We start from the raw sequence: 23668 nt of genomic DNA on the forward strand, positions 1-23668 counted from the left end.
GCCAAGACCGCCAGCCGTCGCTCACGCGCCTTTCGGCACTGCCTTTCCCGTGGTGAGCGACGGCCGGCGGTCTCGGCCGTCGCTCACGCGCCTTTCCGTACCGACTTTTCCGCCGTAGGCGACGGCTGGCGGTCTGGGCTCAGCCACTCGGGGTGGGCGGCCGATCGGGAAGTACCCGGTGCGGTACTTCACAGGTGCTTGTCACGGGCGTGTTAAAACGGCGCATACTGGCGCTCGACCGGTACCCCTGCAACGAGGACTGGATCCTGATGAACGCTTTGACTGTCGGCGTCGTGGGCGCCGGCCGGGTCGGTGCCGTGCTCGGTGCGGCGCTCAACGCGGCCGGGCATCACGTGATCGCCGCCGCGGCCGTCTCCGCCGCCTCCCGGGAACGGGCCGCCCGCCTCCTGCCGGACGCCGCGATCCTCCCGGCCGACGAGGTCGCCCGCGCCGCCACCGATCTGCTGCTGCTGGCCGTTCCCGACGACACCCTGGCCGCCGTGGTCGCCGGGCTCGACCGGACCGGCGCGCTCCGGAACGGTCAGGTGGTGGCCCACACCTCCGGGGCTCACGGACTCGCCGTCCTGGGCGATGTGAACGGCATGGCCCTGCATCCCGCGATGACCTTCACCGGCGCGGACACCGACCTGGCCCGGCTGCCCGGCATCGCGTGGGGCGTGACCGCTCCGGACCGGGCGTTCGCCACCCGGCTCGTCGCCGACCTGGGCGGGGTGCCCGAGTGGGTGGCCGAGGAGTCCCGCCCGGTCTATCACGCGGCTCTGGCGCACGGCGCGAACCACCTGGTCACCCTGGTCAACGAGGCGGCCGGCCTGCTGCGCGCGGCGGGTGTCGGCGAGCCCGGCCGGGTGCTGACCCCGCTGCTGACCGCGGCGCTGGACAACGCGCTGCGGATGGGCGACGCCGCCCTGACCGGTCCGGTGTCCCGCGGTGACGCCGGCACGGTCGCGAAACACCTGGACCGGATGCCCGCCGACGCGGTGCCGGCCTACCTGGCGATGGCCCGGCGTACCGCGGACCGGGCGATCGCCTCCGGGCGCCTGCGGCCGCAGGACGCCACCGCGCTGCTGGACGTGCTGTCCCGGGCCGGGACCGACGCCGTGAGGAGCCACGCGTGACCACTCTGGTGCACACCCGCGCTGATCTGGCCGCCGCGCTGGACACCGCAACGGGGGAGATCGCCGTCGTGATGACGATGGGCGCGCTGCACGAGGGGCACCGGCGGCTGATGCGGGTGGCCCGGGAGCGGTCCGCGTTCGTGCTGGTGACGATCTTCGTGAACCCGTTGCAGTTCGGGCCGCACGAGGACTACGAGAAGTACCCGCGGACGCTCGACGACGACCTGGCCGCCTGCCGGGCCGAGGACGTGTCGGTGGTGTTCGCGCCCGGTCGCGACGACGTCTATCCGGACGGGGCGCCGTCGGTCACCATGCACCCGGGGCCGCTCGGCGAGATCCTCGAGGGCGCCAGCCGGCCCGGGCACTTCTCCGGGATGCTCACGGTGGTCGAGAAGCTGCTCATGCTCACCCGGGCCGACGTGGCCTACTTCGGCGAGAAGGACTACCAGCAGCTGGCGCTGATCCGGCGGATGGCGCGCGACCTGGAGTTGCCCGCCGAGATCGTGGGCGTTCCGACCGTACGCGAAGAGGATGGTCTCGCCCTGTCCAGCCGCAACCGCTATCTGTCGCCGGACGAGCGCCGGGCCGCGGTGGCTCTTTCTCGCGCTCTGCGCGAGGGCGCGGCGCAGGGCGACGCCGAGGCGGCTCTGGCGGCCGCCCAGAAGATCCTTTCCGAGGAGCCTGGGGTACGGGCGGACTACCTCGCACTCACCGGGACGGACCTCGGCCCGGCCCCGGCGGAGGGCCCGGCGCGCCTGCTGGTGGCGGCCCGGGTGGGTGCGACCCGCCTCATCGACAACGTTCCGCTGACTCTCCAGAAGGGCGCCTGAGGCAGTTCCGGTATTCCGCCTCCCGAGCTGAGATATGCCCATACAGTGGGCGAATCGGATACAGCTGCCGAGGCTCGGGAGGCACGGTTCATGCGATTCCGATGGGGGACGGTCGCTGTGGCGGCTCTTCTCGCCGTCGCCGGCTGCGGTAGCGGAGGCGATGTCGACGGGGACCTGACCAACGACTGGGGTGCGATGGCTCCGGCGACCGGCTTCGTGCCGGTCGCCGAGACATGTCATCTCTCCAACTTCGCCGTCTCCGGCCCGCGCGCCACCTACGAGGAGACGGACTGCGCCGTCCTGCACCGCACCGAGACCGTCTACGTGGGGGAATACGCGGCGCCCGCCGCCGACGCGGCCGAACCGCCGGCCGGGGCCTCCGCCGGCGCCCGGGCGGCGTACCGGACCTGCGATCAGAAGACCGCCGCGTACGTCGGCGGCCCGTGGCGCAACGCCCGGCTGTGGATCGGCGTCACCCACCCGTCGCCGGCCGCGTGGAGCGGTGGCAGCCGCTGGTTCCGCTGCGAGGTGGTGGAACTCGACTCGATCGAGAACGACGGCGCCCTGATCCAGCGGACCGGCACCCTGCGCCGGGCGCTCGCCGACCCGGCCTCACCACTGGCCCTGACCTGTTACGCCATCGAGCTCGACGACTCCGGCGCGATCAGCAAGATGCCGCCGACGGCCTGCGCGAACAAGCACAACGCCGAGTTCGTCGGGGTGTGGACGGCAGGTGACCGGGCCGCCTACCCGAAGGGCGACGCGGCCTGGGAGGAGTTCCACGACGGCTGCCGCACCCTCGCCGCGAAGTATGTCGGGGTGCCCGACGACGGCAACCTCCAGTACCGCACGGGTGTGGTGTCGCTGCCCGGCAACGCCGACGTCTGGGCGCAGGGCGATCACGGCGTGCGCTGCTATCTCTGGCTGGACGGCGCCGAACTGACCGCCTCGCTCAAGGGCAAGGGGACGAAGGCCCTTCCGGTCCAGTACAAGTAACGGTGACCACTGATGGCGGCCCCGGCGAGACACGGCCGCAGGCGCGGAGTGTACTGAACCCCATGTCACCTCTCGCGGATCTCCCGGCACTGCCTCGCCGGCTTGCCGCCGCCGAGCCCGGCTGGACCGAGACCACCGACGTCGTCGTGGTCGGCTCCGGAATCGCCGGTCTCACCGCGGCCCTCTACCTGCGGGAACAGGGTCTGCACGTCACTGTCGTCACCAAGGTCAACATCGATGACGGCTCGACCCGGTGGGCGCAGGGCGGCATCGCGGCGGTGCTCGACCCGCTGGACACCCCGCAGGCCCACGCCTACGACACCGAGATCGCCGGGGTCGGCCTCTGCGACCCGGCCGCGGTCCGGGTGCTCGTCGAGGAGGGCCCGGCCCGGATCCGGGAGCTGATCCGCCGGGGTGCCGAGTTCGACCGCAACCCGGACGGTTCGCTGATGCTGACCCGCGAGGGCGGCCACCGCGCCGACCGGATCGTGCACGCCGGCGGTGACGCGACAGGCGCCGAGGTGCAGCGCGCCCTGCACGAGGCGGTCCGCCGCGACCCGTGGATCCGCCTGGTCGAGCACGCGCTGGTGCTGGACCTGCTGCGGGCCGCCGACGGCCGGGCCTGCGGGCTGACCCTGCACGTGCTCGGCGAGGGCTCCGAGGACGGCGTGGGCGCGATCCTGGCCCGGGCCGTGGTGCTGGCCACCGGCGGGATGGGCCAGATCTTCTCGTCCACCACGAACCCGTCGGTCTCCACCGGTGACGGGGTGGCGCTCGCGCTGCGGGCCGGCGCCGAGGTGACCGACGTCGAGTTCGTCCAGTTCCACCCAACCTCTTTTGTGACCGCCAAAGCCGACTCCGTTCAGCGCCCACTCATTTCCGAGGCGCTGCGGGGTGAGGGTGCGCACCTGGTCGACGAGAGTGGCACGCGGTTCATGGTTGGGCAGCACGAGCTGGCCGAGCTGGCGCCCCGTGACGTGGTCGCCAAGGGCATCTACCGGGTGCTGCGGGCCACCGGCGCCGACCACGTGTACCTGGACGCGCGGCACCTCGGGAAGGAGTTCCTGGAGGGCCGCTTCCCGACCATCATGGCGTCCACCCGGGCCGCCGGCGTCGACCCGGCCACCGACCTGATCCCGGTCGCCCCGGCCGCCCACTACGCCTCCGGCGGCGTCCGCACCGACCTGCAGGGCCGCACCAGCATCCCCGGGCTGTACGCGTGCGGCGAGGTCGCCTGCACCGGCGTGCACGGCGCGAACCGCCTGGCCAGCAACTCGCTGCTGGAGGGCCTGGTCTTCGCCCGCCGGATCGCCGACGACATCGCCCGCGAGCTGCCGGAGCAGGCCGAACCGGCCCGTGCCACGGCATCCGGCCCGGCCTGGGTCGCCGACCCGGCGATCCGGACCGAGCTGCAGCGCGCCATGACCCGCGGCGCCGGTGTGCTGCGCTCGGCCGACTCACTGGACACCGCGGCCAAGGAACTGGCCCGTCTGGCCGAGCAGCGCTCCACGCCGAACAACGCGGCGTGGGAGGTCACCAACCTGCTGACGGTGGCGGCCACCCTGGTCGCGTCGGCCCGCAGCCGCCGGGAGACCCGTGGCTGCCACTGGCGCGAGGACCACCCGAACGCGGCCGACGAGTGGCGCGGCCACCTGCTCAACGCCGTCGGCACCGACGGACACCTCACCCAGGACTTCCAGGAGATGGCGTGACCGACCGCACCGAAGCAGGGGAGCCCGATGTGACCATCATCGATGGCGGCACGCTTTCCCCCGACGAGGACCTGCCCGGTGACGAGGTTCCGGTCGCCGATCTCGGCCTGGACCTGGGTGAGGTGCAGCGGATCGTGCTCACCGCGCTGGCCGAGGACCTCGGCGACCCGCCCCGTGACGTGACCAGCGAGTCCACCATCCCGGCTGCGCAGACCGACACCGCCGAGCTGGTGGCCCGCGCCGACGGCGTGGTGGCCGGCCTGCTGGTGGCGGCCGAGGTGTTCGCCGCGACCAGCGCCGGCACGGCGACCTTCGAGGCCCGGGCCGACGACGGTGACCGGGTGCGCCGGGGCGACGTCCTCGCCGTGATCACCGGCCCGACCCGGGCGCTGCTGACCGCCGAGCGCACCGCGCTGAACCTGCTGTGCCGGATGTCCGGGGTCGCCACCCACACCCGCCGGTGGGCCGACATCCTGGCCGGCACCAGCGCCACCGTGCTGGACACCCGCAAGACCACGCCCGGCCTGCGGGTGCTGGAGAAGTACGCGGTCCGGGCCGGCGGCGGCACCAACAAGCGCATGGGGCTCTACGACGTCGCCATGATCAAGGACAACCACAAGCTGGCGGCGGGCAGCATCACCGCGGCGTACGAGCTGGTCCGCGCCACCTTCCCGGACGTCTCCGTGCAGGTCGAGGTGACCACCCTGGCCGAGGCGCAGGAGGCGGTCGCGGCCGGCGCGGACTTCCTGCTCTGCGACAACATGACACCCGAGCTGCTGGCCGAGGTGGTGGGCGCGGTCGGCGACCGGGTCGAGCTGGAGGCCACCGGCAACCTGACGCTGGAGACGGCGGCCGCCTACGCGGCGACCGGGGTCGATTACCTGTCGGTGGGCGGGCTCACCCACTCGTCGCCGATTCTGGACATCGCGCTGGATCTCCGGCCCCGCTGAGCACCGGTGCGCCGCGGGACGGTCCCGGTGCGCCGGTGGGAGTTGTGGCCGTACAAAATAAGGGTCTTGATTTTGATTCTTAGGGGCCTTCGTGCTGCTCTGTATTGACATCGGTAACACCAACACCGTGCTGGCGACCTTCGACGGCGACAAGCTGGTGCACAACTGGCGGATCAAGACCGATGCCGCCTCGACCGCCGACGAGCTGGGCCTGAAGTTCCGTGGCCTGCTCGCCGGCGACGCCGTGGAGATCACCGGGGTGGCGGCCTGCTCGACCGTCCCGGCGGCGCTGCGCAACCTGCGCACCATGCTGAAGCGCTACTACGACGACGTGCCGAGCGTGATCGTCGAGCCGGGTGTGAAGACCGGGGTGCAGCTCGCGATCGACAACCCCAAGGAGGTCGGCGCCGACCGGGTGGTCAACACCCTGGCCGCGCACACCCTCTACGGCGGACCGTCGATCGTGGTCGATTTCGGCACCACCACCAACTTCGACCTGATCAGCGCGAAGGGCGAGTTCCTGGGCGGGGCGTTCGCGCCGGGCATCGAGATCTCCTTCGACGCGCTCGCCGCCCGCGCCGCCCAGTTGCGCAAGGTCGAGCCGACCAAGCCGCGTTCGGTGATCGGCAAGAACACCGTGGAGTGCCTCCAGGCCGGGCTCTACTTCGGGTTCGGTGGCCAGGTCGACCGGATCGTCGAGCGGATGATCGAGGAGATCGGGCCGGTCAAGGCGGTGATCGCCACCGGTGGCCTGGCCTGGCTGGTGAAGGACGAGTGCCGCACGATCACCGCGCACGAGCCGATGATCACGCTGATCGGGCTGCGGATGGTATATGAGCGGAACGTCTGAGCCCGCCTGAGTAGGCTTTCGAGGTCCCAGCACCGAGAAGGAAGTCTTGCCGTGACCGAGCAGAACACGCCAGCGATCGACCCCGCCGAGGACCTCCCCGAGCAGATGCGGGTCCGCCGGTCGAAGCGGGACCGGTTGCTCGCCGAGGGCGTGCCGCCCTACCCGGTCGAGGTCCCGCGGACCGCCGAGATCGCCGAGATCCGCGAGCGCTACGCCGACCTGGCCACCGACACCGCCTCCGGTGACAAGGTGTCGATCACCGGCCGGGTGATCTTCGTGCGCAACGGCGGCAAGCTCTGCTTCACCACCCTGCGCGCCGGTGACGGCACCGAGATCCAGGCGATGTTCTCGCTGGACAAGGTGGGGGAGAAGTCGCTGGCCGACTGGAAGTCAGTGGTCGACCTCGGCGATCTGGTCGCGGTGACCGGTGAGGTGATCACCAGCCGGCGTGGGGAACTCTCCGTTCTCGCCGATTCCTGGGCGATGAGCGCGAAGGCTCTACGGCCCCTTCCGGTCGCGCACAAGCCGCTTTCCGAGGAGACCCGGGTCCGGCAGCGCTATGTCGATCTCATCGTCCGTCCGCAGGCCCGTGACGTGGTGCGTACCCGGGCGACAGTGGTCCGTAGCCTGCGTGAGTCGCTGTTCCGCCGGAATTTCCTCGAGGTGGAAACTCCGATGCTCCAGTTGCTGCACGGCGGCGCCGCGGCGCGTCCGTTTGTGACGCACAGCAACGCACTCGACACCGATCTTTATCTGCGGATCGCTCCGGAACTGTTTTTGAAGCGCGCCGTGGTCGGTGGCATCGATCGGGTCTTCGAGATCAACCGCAACTTCAGGAATGAGGGCATGGACTCCACGCACTCTCCGGAGTTCGCCATGCTCGAGGCCTATCAGGCCTATGCCGACTACAACGTCATGCAGGCGCAGGTGCAGGAGTGGATTCAGGAGGCCGCGTTCGCGGTCGCCGGTTCCCACGTGGTCACCCACCAGGACGGCACCGAGGTCGACCTGGGCGGCGAGTGGCCGCAGATCACCCTGTTCGGCGCGATCTCCGAGGCACTCGGCGAGGAGGTCACCATCGACACCGACCTCGCCCAGCTCCAGCGCTACGCGGACAAGGTGCAGCTCTCGGTCGACCCCAAGTGGAGCGCCGGCAAGCTCGCCGAGGAACTCTTCGAGCACCTGGTGACCGACAGCCTGGTCCGGCCGACGTTCGTCCGGGACTTCCCGGAGGAGACCGCCCCGCTGACCGCCCCGCACCGGACCACCCCCGGCCTGACCGAGAAGTGGGACCTCTACGTCAGCGGATTCGAACTCGCGACCGCCTATTCCGAGTTGGTCGACCCGGTGATCCAGCGCGAGCGGTTCCATGCGCAGTCGCTGCTGGCGGCCGGCGGCGACCCCGAGGCGATGCAGCTCGACGAGGATTTCCTGCGGGCCATGGAGTACGGAATGCCGCCGTCCGGTGGCATGGGAATGGGAATCGACCGGCTGTTGATGGCGCTCACCGGCCTCGGCATTCGGGAAACGATCCTCTTCCCCTTGGTGCGCCCGGAGTAACAATTACCCACCCGCCATTGACGGGTGATGCGCCCCTGGCGTTATTGTCTTCCCATTGCTGGGGAGAGAACCTGTGTTCGGGAGGATAACGGCGCGTGGCCAAGCAGATCATTCACAAGCTGGTCGATGACATCGATGGTGTCGACGCCGACGAGACCGTGAAGTTTGCGCTCGACGGCATTCAGTACGAGATCGACCTCTCGGAGAAGAACGCCGCTAAATTGCGGGAGGTCTTCGAGCCCTACCTGAACCACGGCACGAAGGTCGCCCGCGGCGGTGTCGTGGTCGGCGGCCGGGCGGCTCGTGGCCGTGGCGGCGCGACCGCCGACCGGGAGCAGAACAAGGCGATCCGGGAGTGGGCCAAGAAGTCGGGTAAGGAGATCTCCGACCGCGGCCGCATCCCGCAGGAGATCGTGGACGAGTTCCACGCGAAGGGCCCGGGCCGGGCCTGATCTACGGCACGACCTCGGAGAGGGCGCCCCGACCATGTCGGTGGCGCCCTCTCCGCGTTTACCCGCCGTGTGCGCGCCGGGGTCACTACGGTTATCCACAGGGGTGGACCAGGTTGTCCACAGGCTGTGGATCGGCAGGATTTCGCTGTACGCGTACACGTTCGGGTGGGGGAACAGCCGCTGAGCGTGCGAAGTTGGCTAAATCAACGTTGCGGATCGCTTCGAGGGGCTGCGGAGGCCCAGCGGAGACCGTCAGCGGCGATAGAGTTACAGCACGGGCATCACCGATGCCCGTGCGCTGGCCCCGCCAGTTCATGGGCGCACGGCACGTGAGGAGCACGAGGGCATGTTCGAGCGGTTCACCGACCGAGCGCGACGGGTTGTCGTCCTGGCCCAAGAAGAGGCCCGGATGCTCAACCACAACTACATCGGGACAGAGCACATCCTGCTCGGCCTGATCCACGAGGGCGAGGGTGTCGCCGCCAAGGCTCTGGAGAGCCTCGGCATCTCCCTCGAGGGGGTCCGGCAGCAGGTCGAGGAGATCATCGGCCAGGGGCAGCAGGCGCCGAGCGGGCACATCCCGTTCACGCCGCGCGCCAAGAAGGTTCTGGAGCTCTCCCTGCGAGAGGCGCTCCAGCTCGGCCACAACTACATCGGCACCGAGCACATCCTGCTCGGCCTGATCCGCGAGGGCGAGGGCGTCGCCGCCCAGGTGCTGGTCAAGCTCGGCGCCGACCTCAACCGGGTCCGCCAGCAGGTCATCCAGCTGCTCTCCGGCTACCAGGGCAAGGAGCCGGCCGCCGCGGGCACCGCCACCGGCGAGGCCGCACCGTCCACCTCGCTCGTGCTCGACCAGTTCGGCCGCAACCTGACGCAGGCCGCCCGCGAGGGCAAGCTCGACCCGGTCATCGGCCGGGAGAAGGAAATCGAGCGGGTCATGCAGGTGCTCTCCCGCCGCACCAAGAACAACCCGGTGCTGATCGGCGAGCCCGGCGTCGGCAAGACCGCCGTGGTCGAGGGCCTGTCGCAGTCCATCGTCAAGGGCGAGGTTCCCGAGACGCTGAAGGACAAGCAGCTCTACACACTCGACCTGGGCGCGCTGGTCGCCGGCTCCCGCTACCGCGGTGACTTCGAGGAGCGCCTGAAGAAGGTGCTCAAGGAGATCCGCACCCGCGGCGACATCATCCTGTTCATCGACGAGATCCACACCCTGGTCGGCGCCGGCGCCGCCGAGGGCGCGATCGACGCGGCCAGCATCCTCAAGCCGATGCTCGCCCGCGGTGAGCTCCAGACCATCGGCGCGACCACTCTCGACGAGTACCGCAAGCACCTGGAGAAGGACGCCGCGCTCGAGCGCCGCTTCCAGCCGATCCAGGTCGGCGAGCCGTCGCTGGCGCACACCATCGAGATCCTCAAGGGTCTGCGCGACCGCTACGAGGCCCACCACCGGATCAGCATCACCGACGCCGCCCTGGTGGCCGCGGCGACGCTGGCCGACCGGTACATCTCGGACCGCTTCCTGCCGGACAAGGCGATCGACCTGATCGACGAGGCCGGCGCACGGATGCGCATCCGCCGGATGACCGCGCCGCCGGACCTCCGTGACTTCGACGAGCGCATCGCCCAGGTGCGCCGCGACAAGGAGTCCGCGATCGACGCGCAGGACTTCGAGCGTGCCGCCCAGCTGCGTGACAAGGAGAAGACCCTCCTCGGTCAGAAAGCGCAGCGGGAGAAGGAGTGGAAGGCCGGCGACCTGGACGTGGTGTCCGAGGTCGACGACGAGCAGATCGCCGAGGTGCTGGGCAACTGGACCGGCATTCCGGTCTACAAGCTCACCGAGGAGGAGACCTCCCGCCTGCTGCGCATGGAGGACGAGCTGCACAAGCGCGTCATCGGCCAGGAGGACGCGGTGCAGGCCGTCTCCAAGGCGATCCGGCGGACCCGGGCCGGTCTGAAGGACCCGAAACGCCCGAGCGGCTCGTTCATCTTCGCCGGCCCGTCCGGTGTCGGTAAGACCGAGCTCTCCAAGGCGCTCGCGGAGTTCCTGTTCGGCTCCGAGGACGCGCTGATCCAGCTCGACATGTCCGAGTTCCACGACCGCTACACGGTGTCCCGTCTTGTCGGTGCCCCTCCCGGTTACGTCGGCTACGACGAGGGCGGCCAGCTGACCGAGAAGGTGCGTCGTAAGCCGTTCTCGGTGGTGCTGTTCGACGAGATCGAGAAAGCCCACCCGGACGTGTTCAACACGCTCCTGCAGATCCTGGAGGACGGTCGCCTGACCGACGGCCAGGGCCGGATCGTCGACTTCAAGAACACCGTCATCATCCTCACCACCAACCTGGGCACGCGTGACGTGGCCAAGGCGGTGTCGCTGGGCTTCCAGGCCTCCGAGGCCGAGGAGTCGAGCTACGAGCGGATGAAGATCAAGGTCAACGACGAGCTGAAGCAGCACTTCCGCCCCGAGTTCCTGAACCGTATCGACGACACGATCGTCTTCCACCAGCTGCGTGAGAAGGAGATCCTCCAGATCGTCGACATCTTCACCGCCCGCATCGAGGGGCAGCTGAAGAACAAGGACATGGGCCTCGAGCTGACCGACAACGCCAAGAAGTACCTGGCGGCCAAGGGCTTCGACCCGGTGCTGGGCGCCCGCCCGCTGCGCCGGACCATCCAGCGCGAGCTGGAGGACACCCTGTCCGAGCAGATCCTCTTCAACGAGCTGCGCCCCGGCCAGATCGTCGTCGTGGACTGCGAGGGCGACCCGGCCAAGGTGGAGAAGTCCAAGCTGGTCTTCCGCGGCGCTGAGAAAGGCGTGACGGTGCCCGACGCGGTGCCGGCCGACCTCGGCACGGCGACCACCACCGAGGAGTAACCGCACTGACGAGAAGCCCGGCCGCGATCCCGCGGCCGGGCTTTTTCGTTTTACGCGGACGTGTGGCGGGCGCGATCATGCGGGGCATGAAACGTCAGATCCGGGCCGTGTACGACGACCGCACCGTCACCGTCTACCAGGCCTACTCGCCGGCCATCGCGCGGCCGGCCGTCGCCGCCGGACGATTCGTGCCGCCGTTCAAGCGCGACCGGATGACGTGGATCAAGCCGTCGTTCCTGTGGATGATGTATCGCTGTGGCTGGGCCGGTAAGCCCGGGCAGGAGCACGTCCTGGCCGTCACGATCACCCGGGACGGCTTCGAATGGGCGCTGGAACACTCGATGCTGAGCCACTACGTGCATGAGCTGTATCCCGACCGGGCCACCTGGCAGCGGGAACTCAAACGGGCGCCGACCCGGGTGCAGTGGGATCCGGAGCGTGACCTGCGGTTGCGGGAGCTGCCCTATCGGTCGTTGCAGCTCGGGCTGGGCGGGGCCGCGGTCCCGCGTTACGTCGACGAGTGGATCACCGGGATCGCCGACGTCACGCCGCTGGTCCGGGAGATCCGCGGACACCTCGACGCCGGCGACGAGGCCCGGGCGGCCGAGTTGCTGCCGCCCGAGCGTCCGTACGATCTGCCGGAGCGGATCGCCGCCCGGCTCGGCGCCGGCTAGAACAGACTCTGGACCTCGCCGCGCGGGCCGTCGCCGGCGAGCACGAAGTCGTCGGCCCCGAGGCTCTCCACCAGCCCGTCCTCGACCAGCCCGGCCAGCGCACGGGCCCGCTGCACGTCGTCCGTCCAGACCATGTCGAGGCGCTGACGCGGAACCGGCCCGGTGGCGTGCCGCAGCACCTCCAGGAGCAGACCGCGAACCTGCCGGTCGGTGCCCGCGTAGCGCTGCGGCTTGCGGCTGGGCCCGTCCGGCAGCGGCTGCCCGGTGAGCCGCCAGGCACAGACGTCATGGAACGGGCAGTCCACACATTTCGGCGCACGTGCCGTGCAGACGATCGCGCCGAGCTCCATGAACGCGATGCTGGCCTTGGCCGCGCTCGCCTCGTCGGCCGGGAGCAACTCGGACATCGCGACCAGGTCGGCGGCCGTAGTGGCGGGTCCCGCGTCTGGTTTGCCCTCGACAGCCCGGGACACGACCCGCCGCACGTTGGTGTCGACCACCGGATGCCGCTGGCCGTAGGCGAACGTCGCCACCGCCCGCCCGGTGTAGGTCCCGACTCCTGGCAGCGCGAGCAGATCGTCGAGCGAGGACGGGACCCGGCCGCCGTGGCGTTCCACGATCGCGACCGCGCAGGCGTGCAGGCGCATCGCCCGTCTGGGGTACCCGAGACGGCCCCACATCCGAATCGCCTCCGACTGCGGATCGTCGGCGAGCGCGGCCGGAACCGGCCAGCGGGTCATCCAGGAGCGCCATGCGGGTTCGACCCGCACGACCGGGGTCTGCTGCAGCATCACCTCGCTGACCAGCACTCCCCACGGGGTGGTGTCCGGCTGCCGCCAGGGCAGATCACGGGCGTTCACGGAATACCAGGCGATGGCGTCGTCGGCGAGAGTCATAGCCCGTCAACTGTAGGCGGCACATCCGCAAGGTCCATCTCTAACGAACCGTCCGCGAGTTGGTGTCGGATGTCCGGCGCGTCATGCACATAGTGACGGTCGTCCGGGTTTACGGTGGGCGGCATCATGCGTGCGACGGTCGGTCCCCTCCCACCCGCGGTCTACTGGCGGCGGCGTGCAGTCGTGCTGGGCGCGTTGCTGCTCGGCGTCATCGTGGTGTTCGTGTCCTGCGGCGGTGGGGACGAATCGGACCCGAAGAAGGCGTCGTCGGAGGCCTCGCAGTACCCGGAACCGAACCCGAAGAAGAGCCCCACCCCGGCACCGTCCCTCGAGGACAGCGCCGACCCCGGTGTGGGCCAGGCCTACCCGGACCCCAACGAGCTGCTGTCCCAGCCGCCCGACGACGGCGAGACCCTGCCCGCCCCGGCGAACTCGACCGCCCCCGTCAACAACCCGCCGGCCGGTAACGGCGCCGCATGCGCCGACGCGGAGATGCAGCTGACCCCGATTCCGGAGGACACCTCGCCGCAGCGGGGCGCCTCCACCCAGATCCAGCTGAAGATCAAGAACGTCGGTACCCGCACCTGCACCCGTGACCTGGGCGCCAGCGCGCAGGAGATCTACATCGCACTCGGCGCCCAGCGTGTCTGGTCGTCCGACCAGTGCGCCGCCGTGAAGGGCAACGACGTGCAGACCCTCGCCCCCGGCGCGGAGAAGACCTTCGAGGTCACCTGGAACGGCAAGCAGTCCAACCAGTGCACCGGCAGCTCGGCCTCCGGCCCGATCCCGGCCACCGGCGCCTACCAGCTGCTCGGCCGCCTCGACACGATCGTCAGCACCCCGGTCGTCCTGACCGTCGTGAACTGACCTTGGTCGCTGCGCTCGAGCTCTACCTGGACGTCGACGCGACACGCCGGGTGCGTACCCTGTGGCGCGCCCTGGAGGCCGACGGCATCCCGTCGCTGGGCTCGCTGCACCAGAAACACCGCCCGCACATCTCGCTGGCCGCCGCCCACCGGATCGACCCGCAGGCCGTCGCCGAAGCCCTGGACGGCTTCCCGGTCGGCCGCGGCCTGACCGTGGGCATCGACTTCGTCGGCCAGTTCGTCGGCCGCGTCCTCTGGCTGGGCATCACCGTCACCGAGGAGCTACTCGCCCACCACCGGGCCGTCCACGAACGCCTGACCGCCGGCGGCGTCGACATCTGGGAGCACTACCGGCCGGGCCGCTGGGTGCCGCACTGCACCATCTCGCTGCGCGTCCCCAACCCGATGATGGCCCCGGCGATCCAGCGCTGCCTCGAATACCTCCCGTTACGCGCCACGATCGTCGGCGCCGCGGTGGCCGACCACGCAAAAGACATAAATCAACCCCTTTGATTCGGTACGGCCAGTAGGACGCCTGTTCCCTACACCGCGAGGTGGCTGCCCACTCGCGGCCGACCGGGCGACCGCCGGGCTGCGAACCCGCCCCACCGGCTACGAGTTCCGCCACAGAATGCGGTTCTGCTCAGGCCCACAAAAGCATCGGCAACTTTTGATCTACGCCCTAAACCGGCCCCGCGCCCCGACCGTTTCCGAGTCGTCGATCTACGCCCTAAACGGCCCTGGCAGACTGCCCGTTTCCAAGCCGTCTGACCGTTTTAGCAGTGGCCAATTCCACACCCGCCAGTTCCCCACCTACGAACCCCAGAAATGCGCCCAGCACCGCGCGCAATGCCAGCCGCCCACGTGGGCACTTGTGGTTCGTTTCGGGCCGTGTGTCACCACGTTGCCGTGCCCTGTCGCCGGCTTGGGCACTTGTGGTTCGTTTCGGGCCGTATGTCACCGCGCTGCCGTGCCTTGCCGCTGGCGTGGGTACTTGTGGTTCGTTTCGGGCCGTATGTCACCACGTTGCCGAGCCCTGTCGCCTGCGTGGACATCTGCGGCCCGATTCGGACCGAGGGTCACCACGCAGAGCACCGCGCGGTTTCAGTGCCCGCAACCCGGCCGGGCCGTGCAACGACAGCCGTCAGACGTAGCGTTCGAGGATGGAGGCCTCGGCGAGACGGGACAGCCCTTCGCGGACGCCGCGTGCCCTGGCGTCCCCGACTCCCTCGACCGCCTGGAGATCCTCGACGGTGGCGCCGAGCAACCTCTGAAGACTGCCGAAATGGTCGACGAGCCGGTCGACGATCTGGGCCGGGAGCCGCGGCACCTTGGCGAGCAGCCGGAACCCGCGCGGCGAAACGGCCGCGTCGAGTGAATCCGACGCGCCCGGGTATCCGATGGCCTTGGCCACCGCGACCAGGTCGATCATCTCGGTGGCGGTGAGCAGGTCGAGCTCGACCAGCGCCTCATCCAGGGTGCGCGCCTTACGGCCGGTCGGCAGGTAGTCACGGATGACCAGGGTGCGGTCGGCGTCGACGCCGGCCATCAGCTCGTCCAACTGGAGGGCGAGGAGCCGGCCGTCGGTGCCGAGCTCGACGACATATCCGGAGATCTCGTCGGCGATGCGGCGGACCATCTCGAGGCGCTGCACGACGGCGACCGCATCGCGGACCGTCACCAGGTCTTCGATCTCCAGGGCGGACAGGGTGCCGGAGACCTCGTCGAGCCGCAGCTTGTAGCGCTCCAGGGTGGCGAGGGCCTGGTTGGCCCGGGACAGGATGGCGGCCGAGTCGTCGAGGACGTGCCGCTGCCCGTTCACATAGAGGCCGATGATGTGCATCGACTGGCTGACCGAGATCACCGGGAAGCTCGACTGTTTCGCGACCCGCTCGGCGGTGCGGTGGCGGGTGCCGGACTCCTCAGACGGGATCGACGGGTCGGGCATCAGGTGCACGGCGGCCCGGACGATGCGGGTGCCGTCGCTGGAGAGGACCACCGCGCCGTCCATCTTGCACAGCTCACGCAGCCGGGTCGCGGAGAACTCCACATCGAGCGGGAAACCGCCGGTGCAGATGGTCTCGACGACGGCGTCGTAGCCGAGGACGATGAGCGCGCCGGTGCGGCCGCGCAGGATGCGCTCCAGACCGTCGCGCAGGGCGGTGCCGGGGGCCATCAGGGCCAGGTTTGCACGGAGCGGATCGCTGGCGCCCCCGGTCAGGCCTGGGCCTGCGGGCGGCGTCATCGCGCGATGCCCCGCGCCGTTGACGCCGGGGCGCGGCGTTGAACTGGCGGCGGGCTTGGAACCATCGCGGTCGAGCGGCACCCGGACATTCTACGGACTGTCATCCAGGCCAACGAGCCGTGGTTTGATGAATGCTCCGTAGCGTGATGAAACGTGACTGTGTGTCATCGGTTGCCGTGTTCGGCCGAGGCGCGCGCTGCGCTCTGCAACGCCGACTGAAGATTGTTGACCTCGATGACCTGCATGCCCTTCGGCGCGCCGGATGAGCCGTCGGGACCGCAGCCGGGTGGCACCAGCGCGACCGTGAAACCGAGCCGGGCCGCCTCGGCCAGGCGCCGGCCGACCGCGCCGACCCGGCGGATCTCCCCGGTCAGGCCGACCTCGCCGATCGCCACCAGCGTCGGCGCCATCGCCAGATCGAGCCCGCCGGATGCGACGGCGAGAGCCATGGCCAGGTCGGCGGACGGCTCGATCAGCCGGATGCCGCCCACTGTGGCCGCGAACACCTCACGGTTGTAGAGCTTCAACTGTTTGGTCCGGCGCTCCAGCACGGCCAGGACCATGGCGAGCCGGGCATGGTCGAGACCGGACACCGTGCGTCTGGGTGAGCCCTGCACCTCGGCCCCGATCAGCGCCTGCACCTCGGTGACGAGCGCCCGCCGCCCCTCCATGGCCACGGTGACGCAGGTGCCGGGCACCGGCTCGACATAGCGGGTGAGGAACAGCCCGGACGGGTCGGGCAGGCTGGTGATGCCGCCCTCGTGCATCTCGAAGCAGCCCACCTCGTCGGCCGCGCCGAACCGGTTTTTCACCCCGCGGACCAGGCGCAGCGACGAATGCTTGTCACCCTCGAAGTGGAGCACCACGTCGACCAGGTGCTCGAGAACCCGGGGGCCGGCGACCTGACCGTCTTTGGTCACGTGACCGACCAGGACGGTGGCGATGCCCCGCTCCTTGGCGATCGCGACGAGCGCGGCGGTGACCGCACGAACCTGGGTGACACCGCCGGGCACGCCCTCGGTGCCGGGCGCCGAGACGGTCTGCACCGAGTCGAGGATCAGCAGGCCGGGCCGGACCGCGTCGAGGTGACCGATCACGGTGCCGAGATCGTTTTCCGAAGCCAGGTAGAGTTTCTCGTGGAGGGCGCCGAGCCGCTCGGCCCGCAGCCGGACCTGGCTGACCGACTCCTCGCCGCTGACCACCAGGGACGGGGTGCCCGCGCCGACCGCCCACTGTTGGGCGACGTCGAGCAGCAGGGTGGATTTGCCGACACCGGGCTCACCGGCCAGCAGCACCACCGCGCCGGGCACCAGACCGCCACCGAGCACCCGGTCGAGCTCGCTCACCCCGGTCGCGACCGCGCGTGCCGGGGCCGCGCTGATCTGCGCGATCGGCCGGGCCGGCTCGGCCGGCATGCGGGAGCTGACCACGCGCCCGGTGACCGGAACGGTCACCGTGGACTCGATGATCGAGCCCCACTCGCCGCACTCGGGACAGCGCCCCAGCCACTTCGGCGGCTGGTGGCCACACGCGTCACAGACGTAGGCGGCCTTGGGCGCCTTGGCAGCCGAACGGGAGGTCGTCACCCCGACACGCTAGCTCGGAGGTCCGACATTTCCCGGCCGGGCGTCACCGCACAGGTCCGGGAGAAGGGACGCGCAGGTCTGGGGTCGGCCCGGGAGAAGGGACGCGCAGGTCCGGGGTCGGCCCGGGAGAAGGGACGCGCAGGTCCGGGCTCGGCCCGGGAGAAGGGACGCGTAGGTCTGGGGTCGGCCCGGGAGAAGGGACACGTAGGTCCGGGCTCGGCCCGGGAGAAGGGACACGTAGGTCCGGGCTCGGCCCGGGAGAAGGGACGCGCAGGTCAGGGCTCGGCCCGGGAGAAGGAACGAGCAGGTCCGGGATCGGCCCGGGAGACGGAACGAGGGCCGACCCGGGAAGGGCCGGCCCATCTGGGGTGCGGCTCAGTGGCCGCCGCCCTCGCCCTCGGCCTCTTCGTGGATCTCGGCCGAGCCGCGCGGGGCCGGGCTCAGCGGCGACGCGACCGGGGCCTGCAGGATCAGCGGCGTCGCGTTGTTGCTGAACTCGAAGACCAGGTTGACAGTCATGCCCGGCTTCAGCTCACCGCTCAGGTCGACGATCTGGAGCGTGGCGGCGTCGGTGGGGCGGAAGACCGCCGTGCCCTGCGGGTCGATCTTGATCTGGGCCGGCTTGACCGTGGTGGCCGGCTCGGCGCTCGCCGACGGCGACGCGGAGGCGCCCGGCTCGGCGGACTCGCCGACGACCTCGCCCGGCGTGGTCACGGTCGCCGTGCTGACGAACCCGACCTGCTTGGCGCTCAGCACGTCGTCCCGGCCGGCGGCCGGCTGGCTGCTGATCGTGACGGTGACCGCCTCGTTGGTCTCGTTGAAGAGACTGACCTCGAGCGGCGCGTTCTCATGGGCCTCGTAACCCTTGATGCCGTTGTACTCCACCTGGAGATTGCGGATCAGCACCTTGCCCGATTCGGACTCGGAGGCCGCATTCACGCCGGCGATCGGCGTGTCCAGGATGGCGGTCTCGGCGACCTGGCCGGCCGAGCACGCGCCCAGAGCGAGGGCGGCGACCGTGGCGGCACCCGCGACCAGAGCGGCGCGACGGGTTCCCAGGGAGCGCATCACGATCCTCCAAATAGAGACACCAGGGTGTTAGATCAGCGTAGTGGGCGGCGATCACGCGCGTGCGGGGACCCATCCATCAGGTCACCCGGCCACTCAGAACCAGCAGTAGAACGTCGATCAGGGCCACCACGAGCACCGCCCGGAAGAGGGCGACCGGCGTCCTTCGGCGCGGCGGGCGGCGTACCAACCGAGGGGTAGGACGACGACGGCGGCCGCGCCCGCCACGAGCCCGGACCACGACGGCGGCCCGGGGAGCCCGAGGACTGGGGTGACCGTCGCGCCGAGCAGGAGCACCGCGGCGGCCAGCTGTGATCCGGCGGCGCCGATCCGGTGCGGCAGGCCGCGCACCCCGGTGGCCGCGTCGTCGGCGAGGTCCGGCAGCACGTTGGCGAAGTGCGGGCCGCCGCCGAGCAGCGCGCCGGCCACGATCAGGGCTTCCGGATGGGGCTCTCCCCGCGGGTGCCGTCGGTGCTCGCCGGTCACGGCAACTGCTCGCCGCCGACCGTACTGCTGGTCCTCGATGAACTGCGCCGCTGCCCGGTCCCGCCCAGATCGACGGTGATGCTCGCCTTCGGGCCCGGACTCACGCTCTATGTCACTCTTCTGGAGGGCTCTACTCTCAGAGCGTGAGCGGGGAACGGGGACGCGGCGCCGTGCTGTACACGCTTGCCGCATTGATCTTGATGCTTGGCGTCGGGTGGTGGTGGCGTGCCGCACCCCGCGAGTCCGGCGACGAGCGGCTGATCAGCTGGCGGCACCGGGCCGAGCAGCTGCTGCCCGACGTCGGTGACCACGAGCTCGCGAACACGCTGGCCCTGGAAGGCGGGGCCGGTCACGACGAGGTGGTCGACGTGGAGCAGGGCGACTTCCTGATCTCGATGGTCTGCGCCGGCGACGACGGCAGCCGGGTCCGGGTGAGCCTCGGCATCGGCGACTCCGGGCGGGGCGTGCGCTGCTCCGGTTCCCGGACCCCGGAGATCATCTCGGTGGGCCTGTTCGACGAGCTGCACCTGCGCGTGGCCGTCGAATCCCCGGGCCCGGTCGTCTTCCGCTACGCCCTACAGCGCTCGAACGGGTGATCCCACCAACAAACCGTGGGGTGCTCACCGCTGTTTCGGGCGCCCTGAGACAGCGGTGAGCACCCCCACCGCTCGTCGGGCAACTCCCGTGGGGCACTCACCGTCCTCGCGGAGGGCTTGAGGTAGCGGTGAGCGCCCCCTGCGGGCCGGTGGGGTTGTGGCCGTCGTTTCGGGACGGGTGAGGCGGCGGTGGGCGGCCCACGGTGTGGTGGGCAACAGCCCGGAGGCGGCTTGGGGCGCGGGAGGGCTCGCGGGCGTCGCGTTGTACCCACGGGCGGGGTGGTTGCGTTGGATTGCGCATGGCTCGTACCGAATAGGGGGTTTGGTCTTTATAGGCGGAGCAGATCGGGACGGAACGTCTCGATGGAGGCGGTCCGCGGGTGGATCCGGACGATCTTGCTCTGCTTGTCGACGAGAATCACAGCGGCTGTGCCGTCGGCTGCGCTCAGGTGGAGATCGTCACGCAGAGTGTCCGTCGGGTCCGTGAGGTAGGCGACGCCCGTGCCGTCCGCGGCCGGGGTCCGGGCGGTCGGGAGCGTGCCCATCGTGGCGGCGTTCATCGACGGCTGGATCGCCGAGATGGCCAGAACCGAGACGCCGGTGGGCGCGGCGGCGGCCGTGTCGGCGAGCAGTTTCGCGCAGTCGCACCCGTCGATGAGCAGCAGGACGGCGGGCAGCCGGCCGACGACCGGCACCTCCGCGCCTTCGGCGTCGGTCAGGCCCAGAGCGGGCAGGACCTCGATGTGGGTCTCGGTGGTGCCGGAGGTCCGCTGGCTGGCCGGCTGCCGGGGCGGGCCGGGCCACGCCGAGGCGAAGAGGCTGGCCACGGTGACCAGGATCGCCATCGAGACGATCAACGCCGGAGTACGCACGAGCAGCGCCCCGGCCTTGCGCAGACGGCGGACCGCAGGCCTCCGGACGAAGCGCTGCCAACCGGTGAGCGGCGGGCCGGTGTGCAGCTCGGCACGCACCGCCTCGACCTCGTCGGCGAGCTCGGAGAGGTCGTCGGGGATGACGATGACGCCCCACTCCTCGGGGAAGTCCGGGAGGTCGTCGGGGGGCCCGCCCCCGGGCGGCCTGCCGCCGTTGTCGCTTGCGCCAGCCATGACTCACCTCCCCCCTGGCCGACCAGATCTTGCTTCGGTCGGGGAACTTCCGTCCAGCCTCCCGCACGGCGGCCCGCGCCGCCAGTGCTGCACTGATGCGGACATTAGCGATAAGCTTGATCTGACAAAGCCATCAGGTCCGGAATTCCCGACTTGGTAGGTGCGGGCTCGTTGGCGGGAGCCGTGACAGTAATGTCACTTTGTGTTACTTAGGCAGCTTCCGGCTTCGCTGTCAAGCGGTAGAAAGCCCCATCACAGGGCCTCTGAGCTGCACTAACAGTGACCGTCAGGGCGAGACACGGCCGCTTGAGCGTGTTACCCTAGACACAGCGAAAGGGGTTTCGAACCTATGGTTTTCAGTGTCGGCGAGACCGTTGTTTACCCCCACCACGGGGCCGCACTCATCGAGGCAATCGAGACTAGGGTCATCAAGGGCGTTGAAAGGCAGTATCTCGTTCTGCGTGTCGCCCAGGGCGATCTGACTGTTCGGGTGCCCGCTGAGAACGCCGAGGAAGTCGGCGTGCGCGAAGTGGTTGGCGAGGAAGGCCTGGGCAAGGTCTTCGACGTCCTCCGCGCTCCGCACACCGAGGAGCCGACCAACTGGTCGCGGCGCTACAAGGCCAACCTGGAGAAGCTCGCTTCCGGTAACCCGCTCAAGGTCGCGGAAGTTGTTCGTGACCTTTGGCGTCGTGAGCGTGAGCGTGGCCTGTCGGCGGGTGAGAAGCGGATGCTTGCCAAGGCTCGTGACATTCTGGTCGGTGAGGTGGCCCTCGCTGAGAAGAGCACCAAGGATGAGGCCGAGGTCCTGCTCGACAAGGTCCTCACCGAGGCCTGATCCGATCAACGCCATCCCTCTTCACTGTGTCTGACTCACCTGGTGTGTCCGACGACAACGACGGCGACGTGACCGCGCAGCTCAATGCTCGCGGTGACGTCGCCGTCGTCGTTCCGGCCGCGGGCGCCGGAGTGCGCCTCGGCCCGGGCGCCCCCAAAGCGCTTCGCCTGCTCGACGGCGAACCGCTCCTCGTCCACGCCGTCCGCCGCACGGCCGCCGCCCCCTCGGTCCGCATGATCGTGGTGGCCGCCCCGCCGGCCGACGTCGAAGCCGTCCATGCCCTGCTCAGCCCGGTCGCGCCGGTCGTCGTCGTGGCCGGTGGCGCCGAGCGGCAGGATTCCGTCGCCGCTGCTCTCGCCGTCGTTCCCGAGGACGTCGGCATCGTCCTGGTGCACGATGCGGCGCGCTGCCTGGCGCCCGCCGAGCTCTTCGAGCGGGTCGCCGCCGCGGTCCGTGACGGGGCCGACGCGGTCATCCCGGCGCTGCCCGTGGTCGACACGATCAAGGAGGTCGCGGCCGACGGCGCCGTTCTTGGCACCGTCGACCGTTCGGTGCTGCGTGCAGTGCAGACGCCACAGGGCTTCCGCGCCTCGGTGCTGCGGGCCGCCCACGCGGCCGCCGCAGACCTGCACACCGACGACGCCGGGGCGGTCGAGAAACTGGGCCGGCCGGTGATCTGCGTGCCCGGCTCCGACTTCGCGCTGAAGATCACCCGCCCGCTGGATCTGGCGTTGGCCACCCACCTGCTGACCCTCTCGACCTGACGCCCCGCCTCCTCCCCACCCGCCCCCGCTCCACCCTTCCCGTGTCTGCCCTCGCCGTGCCTGCCCTTCCGCGATCTTGTGGAATTCGGTCACGCGTGGCTCGCGAAACTCCACAAGCTCGGGATGGGAGGGGTGCGGAGTGCGTGGCTGGACGCGTTCTAGGCTTTCGGTGTGATCATTCCGCGGGTTGGGATCGGGACCGACGTTCACGCCTTCGACCCGGAGCGTCCCTGCTGGGTGGCCGGTCTGCACTGGCCCGACGAGCCCGGCCTGGCCGGGCACTCCGACGCCGACGTGGCCGCACACGCCGCCTGTGACGCTCTGCTCTCCGCGGCCGGGCTCGGTGACCTCGGCAGCAACTACGGCACCAGCCGGCCGGAGTGGGCCGGGGCGGCGGGCGTCACCCTCCTCGCCGAGACCGCGCGCCGGGTCCGGGCCGCCGGCTTCGAGATCGGGAACGTGTCGATCCAGGTCATCGGCAACCGCCCGAAGATCGGCAAGCGCCGCGCCGAGGCTGAGAAGGTCCTTTCCGAGGCGGTCGGGGCGCCGGTCACGGTGGCCGGGACCACCACTGACGGGCTCGGCCTCACCGGTCGTGGGGAAGGACTCGCCGGCACCGCGGTGGCGATCGTCCACACGGCGGCCTAGAGAGTCACGGCTGGCGGGCGTCACGGAACGGCTGGTGCCGGGCGGGCGTCACGGAACGGCTGGTGGCGGGCAACACGGAACGGCTGGTGGTGAGCGTCACGGGTAGGGGCGGGCCCGGAATCGGGCATGATCACTGCCATGACCGTCGCGCTGCCCGGACCCGCCCGGACGCTGATCGACAACCCCACCTATGCGGTGCTGACCACGATCAACGAGGACGGCAGCCCACAGTCGACCGTGATCTGGGTCAAGCGCGACGGGGACGACGTCCTCTTCTCCACCACCCGGGGCCGGATCAAGGCCCGGAACATGGAACGTGACCCGCGTGTCTCGATCTGCGCGTTCGATCCGGCGCAGCCGTACGCGTACATCACGGTGGAAGGAACTGTCGGGCTCACCGACGACGAGGGTGACCTGATCGGCGAGCTCAGCTACAAGTACGCCAACGCGCCGTGGACCGCAGACACGCCGGGTGTCGTCCGTGTGGTGTGCCGGGTCACCCCGACGCGCGTGATTTCCAGGTAGACGGCCTACAGTCGG

22 protein-coding genes and 2 pseudogenes are annotated in these 23668 nt (G+C 70.2%); 18 read left to right on the plus strand and 6 right to left on the minus strand.

From position 1 onward, the window contains the following. The first annotated feature begins 269 nt into the window (after window positions 1-269). From AB0E94_RS06355 to AB0E94_RS06400, 10 genes are all read left to right on the plus strand, one after another. Complete coding sequence (locus tag AB0E94_RS06355) at window positions 270-1136, plus strand: Rossmann-like and DUF2520 domain-containing protein (RefSeq protein WP_360323214.1); 867 nt, start codon at window positions 270-272, stop codon at window positions 1134-1136. Next, the gene (gene panC, locus AB0E94_RS06360) at window positions 1133-1966 is read left to right on the plus strand and encodes a pantoate--beta-alanine ligase (RefSeq protein WP_360323216.1); all 834 of its coding nucleotides are present in this window, start codon (window positions 1133-1135) and stop codon (window positions 1964-1966) included. The genes AB0E94_RS06355 and panC overlap by 4 nt, the downstream gene beginning before the upstream one ends. A 90-nt stretch (window positions 1967-2056) precedes the next feature. Beyond that, window positions 2057-2962, plus strand: a complete 906-nt coding sequence (locus tag AB0E94_RS06365) for a septum formation family protein (protein ID WP_360323218.1) — start codon at window positions 2057-2059, stop codon at window positions 2960-2962. A gap of 62 nt (window positions 2963-3024) precedes the next feature. Further along, window positions 3025-4674 (plus strand): L-aspartate oxidase, encoded by a 1650-nt coding sequence (locus AB0E94_RS06370; protein WP_360323220.1) that lies wholly within the window; start codon window positions 3025-3027, stop codon window positions 4672-4674. Window positions 4675-4745: 71 nt separating this feature from the next. Beyond that, window positions 4746-5624 (plus strand): carboxylating nicotinate-nucleotide diphosphorylase, encoded by an 879-nt coding sequence (gene nadC / locus AB0E94_RS06375; protein ID WP_360323270.1) that lies wholly within the window; start codon window positions 4746-4748, stop codon window positions 5622-5624. Between the two features lie 91 nt (window positions 5625-5715). Further along, the gene (locus AB0E94_RS06380; protein WP_093619445.1) at window positions 5716-6474 is read left to right on the plus strand and encodes a type III pantothenate kinase; all 759 of its coding nucleotides are present in this window, start codon (window positions 5716-5718) and stop codon (window positions 6472-6474) included. A gap of 51 nt (window positions 6475-6525) precedes the next feature. Next, complete coding sequence (lysS, locus tag AB0E94_RS06385) at window positions 6526-8034, plus strand: lysine--tRNA ligase (protein WP_360323222.1); 1509 nt, start codon at window positions 6526-6528, stop codon at window positions 8032-8034. A gap of 95 nt (window positions 8035-8129) precedes the next feature. Then, a complete protein-coding gene (locus tag AB0E94_RS06390) occupies window positions 8130-8486 on the plus strand; it encodes an Lsr2 family protein (RefSeq protein ID WP_360323224.1) in 357 nt (118 codons plus the stop codon). Between the two features lie 346 nt (window positions 8487-8832). Next, window positions 8833-11358, plus strand: coding sequence for an ATP-dependent Clp protease ATP-binding subunit (locus AB0E94_RS06395; RefSeq protein ID WP_317789779.1), 2526 nt, complete (start codon window positions 8833-8835; stop codon window positions 11356-11358). 77 nt (window positions 11359-11435) lie between these two features. Next, window positions 11436-12032, plus strand: coding sequence for a DUF4291 domain-containing protein (locus AB0E94_RS06400; protein ID WP_360323226.1), 597 nt, complete (start codon window positions 11436-11438; stop codon window positions 12030-12032). Here AB0E94_RS06400 and AB0E94_RS06405 read toward each other — a convergent pair. Then, on the minus strand, window positions 12029-12928 hold the full coding sequence (locus tag AB0E94_RS06405) for an A/G-specific adenine glycosylase (RefSeq protein ID WP_360323228.1): 900 nt from the start codon (window positions 12926-12928) through the stop codon (window positions 12029-12031). The two genes, AB0E94_RS06400 and AB0E94_RS06405, sit on opposite strands and share 4 nt — an antisense overlap. Window positions 12929-13054: 126 nt before the next feature. On the opposite strand from AB0E94_RS06405, the gene AB0E94_RS06410 reads away from it, so the two are divergent. Both AB0E94_RS06410 and AB0E94_RS06415 read left to right on the plus strand, forming a co-directional pair. Continuing rightward, window positions 13055-13795, plus strand: coding sequence for an adhesin (locus tag AB0E94_RS06410; protein ID WP_360323230.1), 741 nt, complete (start codon window positions 13055-13057; stop codon window positions 13793-13795). Between the two features lie 2 nt (window positions 13796-13797). Beyond that, window positions 13798-14307: a 2'-5' RNA ligase family protein gene (locus tag AB0E94_RS06415; protein ID WP_360323232.1), complete on the plus strand. Its 510-nt coding sequence runs from the start codon at window positions 13798-13800 to the stop codon at window positions 14305-14307. 631 nt (window positions 14308-14938) lie between these two features. On the opposite strand, the gene disA is transcribed toward AB0E94_RS06415, so the two are convergent. The 4 genes and pseudogenes from disA to AB0E94_RS06435 all read right to left on the minus strand — a co-directional run. Beyond that, window positions 14939-16120 carry a DNA integrity scanning diadenylate cyclase DisA gene (gene disA / locus AB0E94_RS06420; protein WP_360323234.1) on the minus strand — a complete coding sequence of 394 codons (1182 nt, stop codon included), beginning with the start codon at window positions 16118-16120 and terminating at the stop codon, window positions 14939-14941. 83 nt (window positions 16121-16203) lie between these two features. Continuing rightward, window positions 16204-17625: a DNA repair protein RadA gene (radA, locus tag AB0E94_RS06425; RefSeq protein ID WP_360323236.1), complete on the minus strand. Its 1422-nt coding sequence runs from the start codon at window positions 17623-17625 to the stop codon at window positions 16204-16206. A gap of 375 nt (window positions 17626-18000) precedes the next feature. Next, on the minus strand, window positions 18001-18693 hold the full coding sequence (locus tag AB0E94_RS06430; protein ID WP_360323238.1) for a hypothetical protein: 693 nt from the start codon (window positions 18691-18693) through the stop codon (window positions 18001-18003). A 79-nt stretch (window positions 18694-18772) separates the two neighbouring features. Continuing rightward, a pseudogene (locus tag AB0E94_RS06435) lies at window positions 18773-19128 on the minus strand (hypothetical protein); the annotation flags it as partial. A gap of 39 nt (window positions 19129-19167) precedes the next feature. Here AB0E94_RS06435 and AB0E94_RS06440 point away from each other — a divergent pair. Both AB0E94_RS06440 and AB0E94_RS06445 read left to right on the plus strand, forming a co-directional pair. Continuing rightward, window positions 19168-19326: pseudogene (locus AB0E94_RS06440) on the plus strand (type III polyketide synthase); the annotation flags it as partial. Further along, on the plus strand, window positions 19323-19775 hold the full coding sequence (locus AB0E94_RS06445) for a DUF6023 family protein (protein WP_360323240.1): 453 nt from the start codon (window positions 19323-19325) through the stop codon (window positions 19773-19775). The pseudogene AB0E94_RS06440 and the gene AB0E94_RS06445, both read left to right, overlap by 4 nt. A gap of 329 nt (window positions 19776-20104) precedes the next feature. Here AB0E94_RS06445 and AB0E94_RS06450 read toward each other — a convergent pair whose 3' ends face one another. Next, window positions 20105-20881 (minus strand): hypothetical protein, encoded by a 777-nt coding sequence (locus tag AB0E94_RS06450; protein ID WP_360323242.1) that lies wholly within the window; start codon window positions 20879-20881, stop codon window positions 20105-20107. A 349-nt stretch (window positions 20882-21230) separates the two neighbouring features. Between AB0E94_RS06450 and AB0E94_RS06455 the strand changes: the two genes are divergently transcribed. The 4 genes from AB0E94_RS06455 to AB0E94_RS06470 all read left to right on the plus strand — a co-directional run bounded on the left by AB0E94_RS06455 (window position 21231) and on the right by AB0E94_RS06470 (window position 23653). Continuing rightward, on the plus strand, window positions 21231-21716 hold the full coding sequence (locus tag AB0E94_RS06455; protein WP_014447856.1) for a CarD family transcriptional regulator: 486 nt from the start codon (window positions 21231-21233) through the stop codon (window positions 21714-21716). A gap of 68 nt (window positions 21717-21784) precedes the next feature. Further along, a complete protein-coding gene (gene ispD / locus AB0E94_RS06460) occupies window positions 21785-22480 on the plus strand; it encodes a 2-C-methyl-D-erythritol 4-phosphate cytidylyltransferase (protein WP_360323272.1) in 696 nt (231 codons plus the stop codon). A 171-nt stretch (window positions 22481-22651) separates the two neighbouring features. Then, window positions 22652-23128 (plus strand): 2-C-methyl-D-erythritol 2,4-cyclodiphosphate synthase, encoded by a 477-nt coding sequence (ispF, locus tag AB0E94_RS06465; protein WP_360323244.1) that lies wholly within the window; start codon window positions 22652-22654, stop codon window positions 23126-23128. A 138-nt stretch (window positions 23129-23266) separates the two neighbouring features. After that, window positions 23267-23653 carry a PPOX class F420-dependent oxidoreductase gene (locus AB0E94_RS06470; RefSeq protein ID WP_360323246.1) on the plus strand — a complete coding sequence of 129 codons (387 nt, stop codon included), beginning with the start codon at window positions 23267-23269 and terminating at the stop codon, window positions 23651-23653. The last annotated feature ends 15 nt before the right edge of the window (window positions 23654-23668 follow it).

Origin of the sequence: Actinoplanes sp. NPDC026670 (genome assembly GCF_040638175.1) — a bacterium.
GTDB lineage: Bacteria > Actinomycetota > Actinomycetes > Mycobacteriales > Micromonosporaceae > Actinoplanes.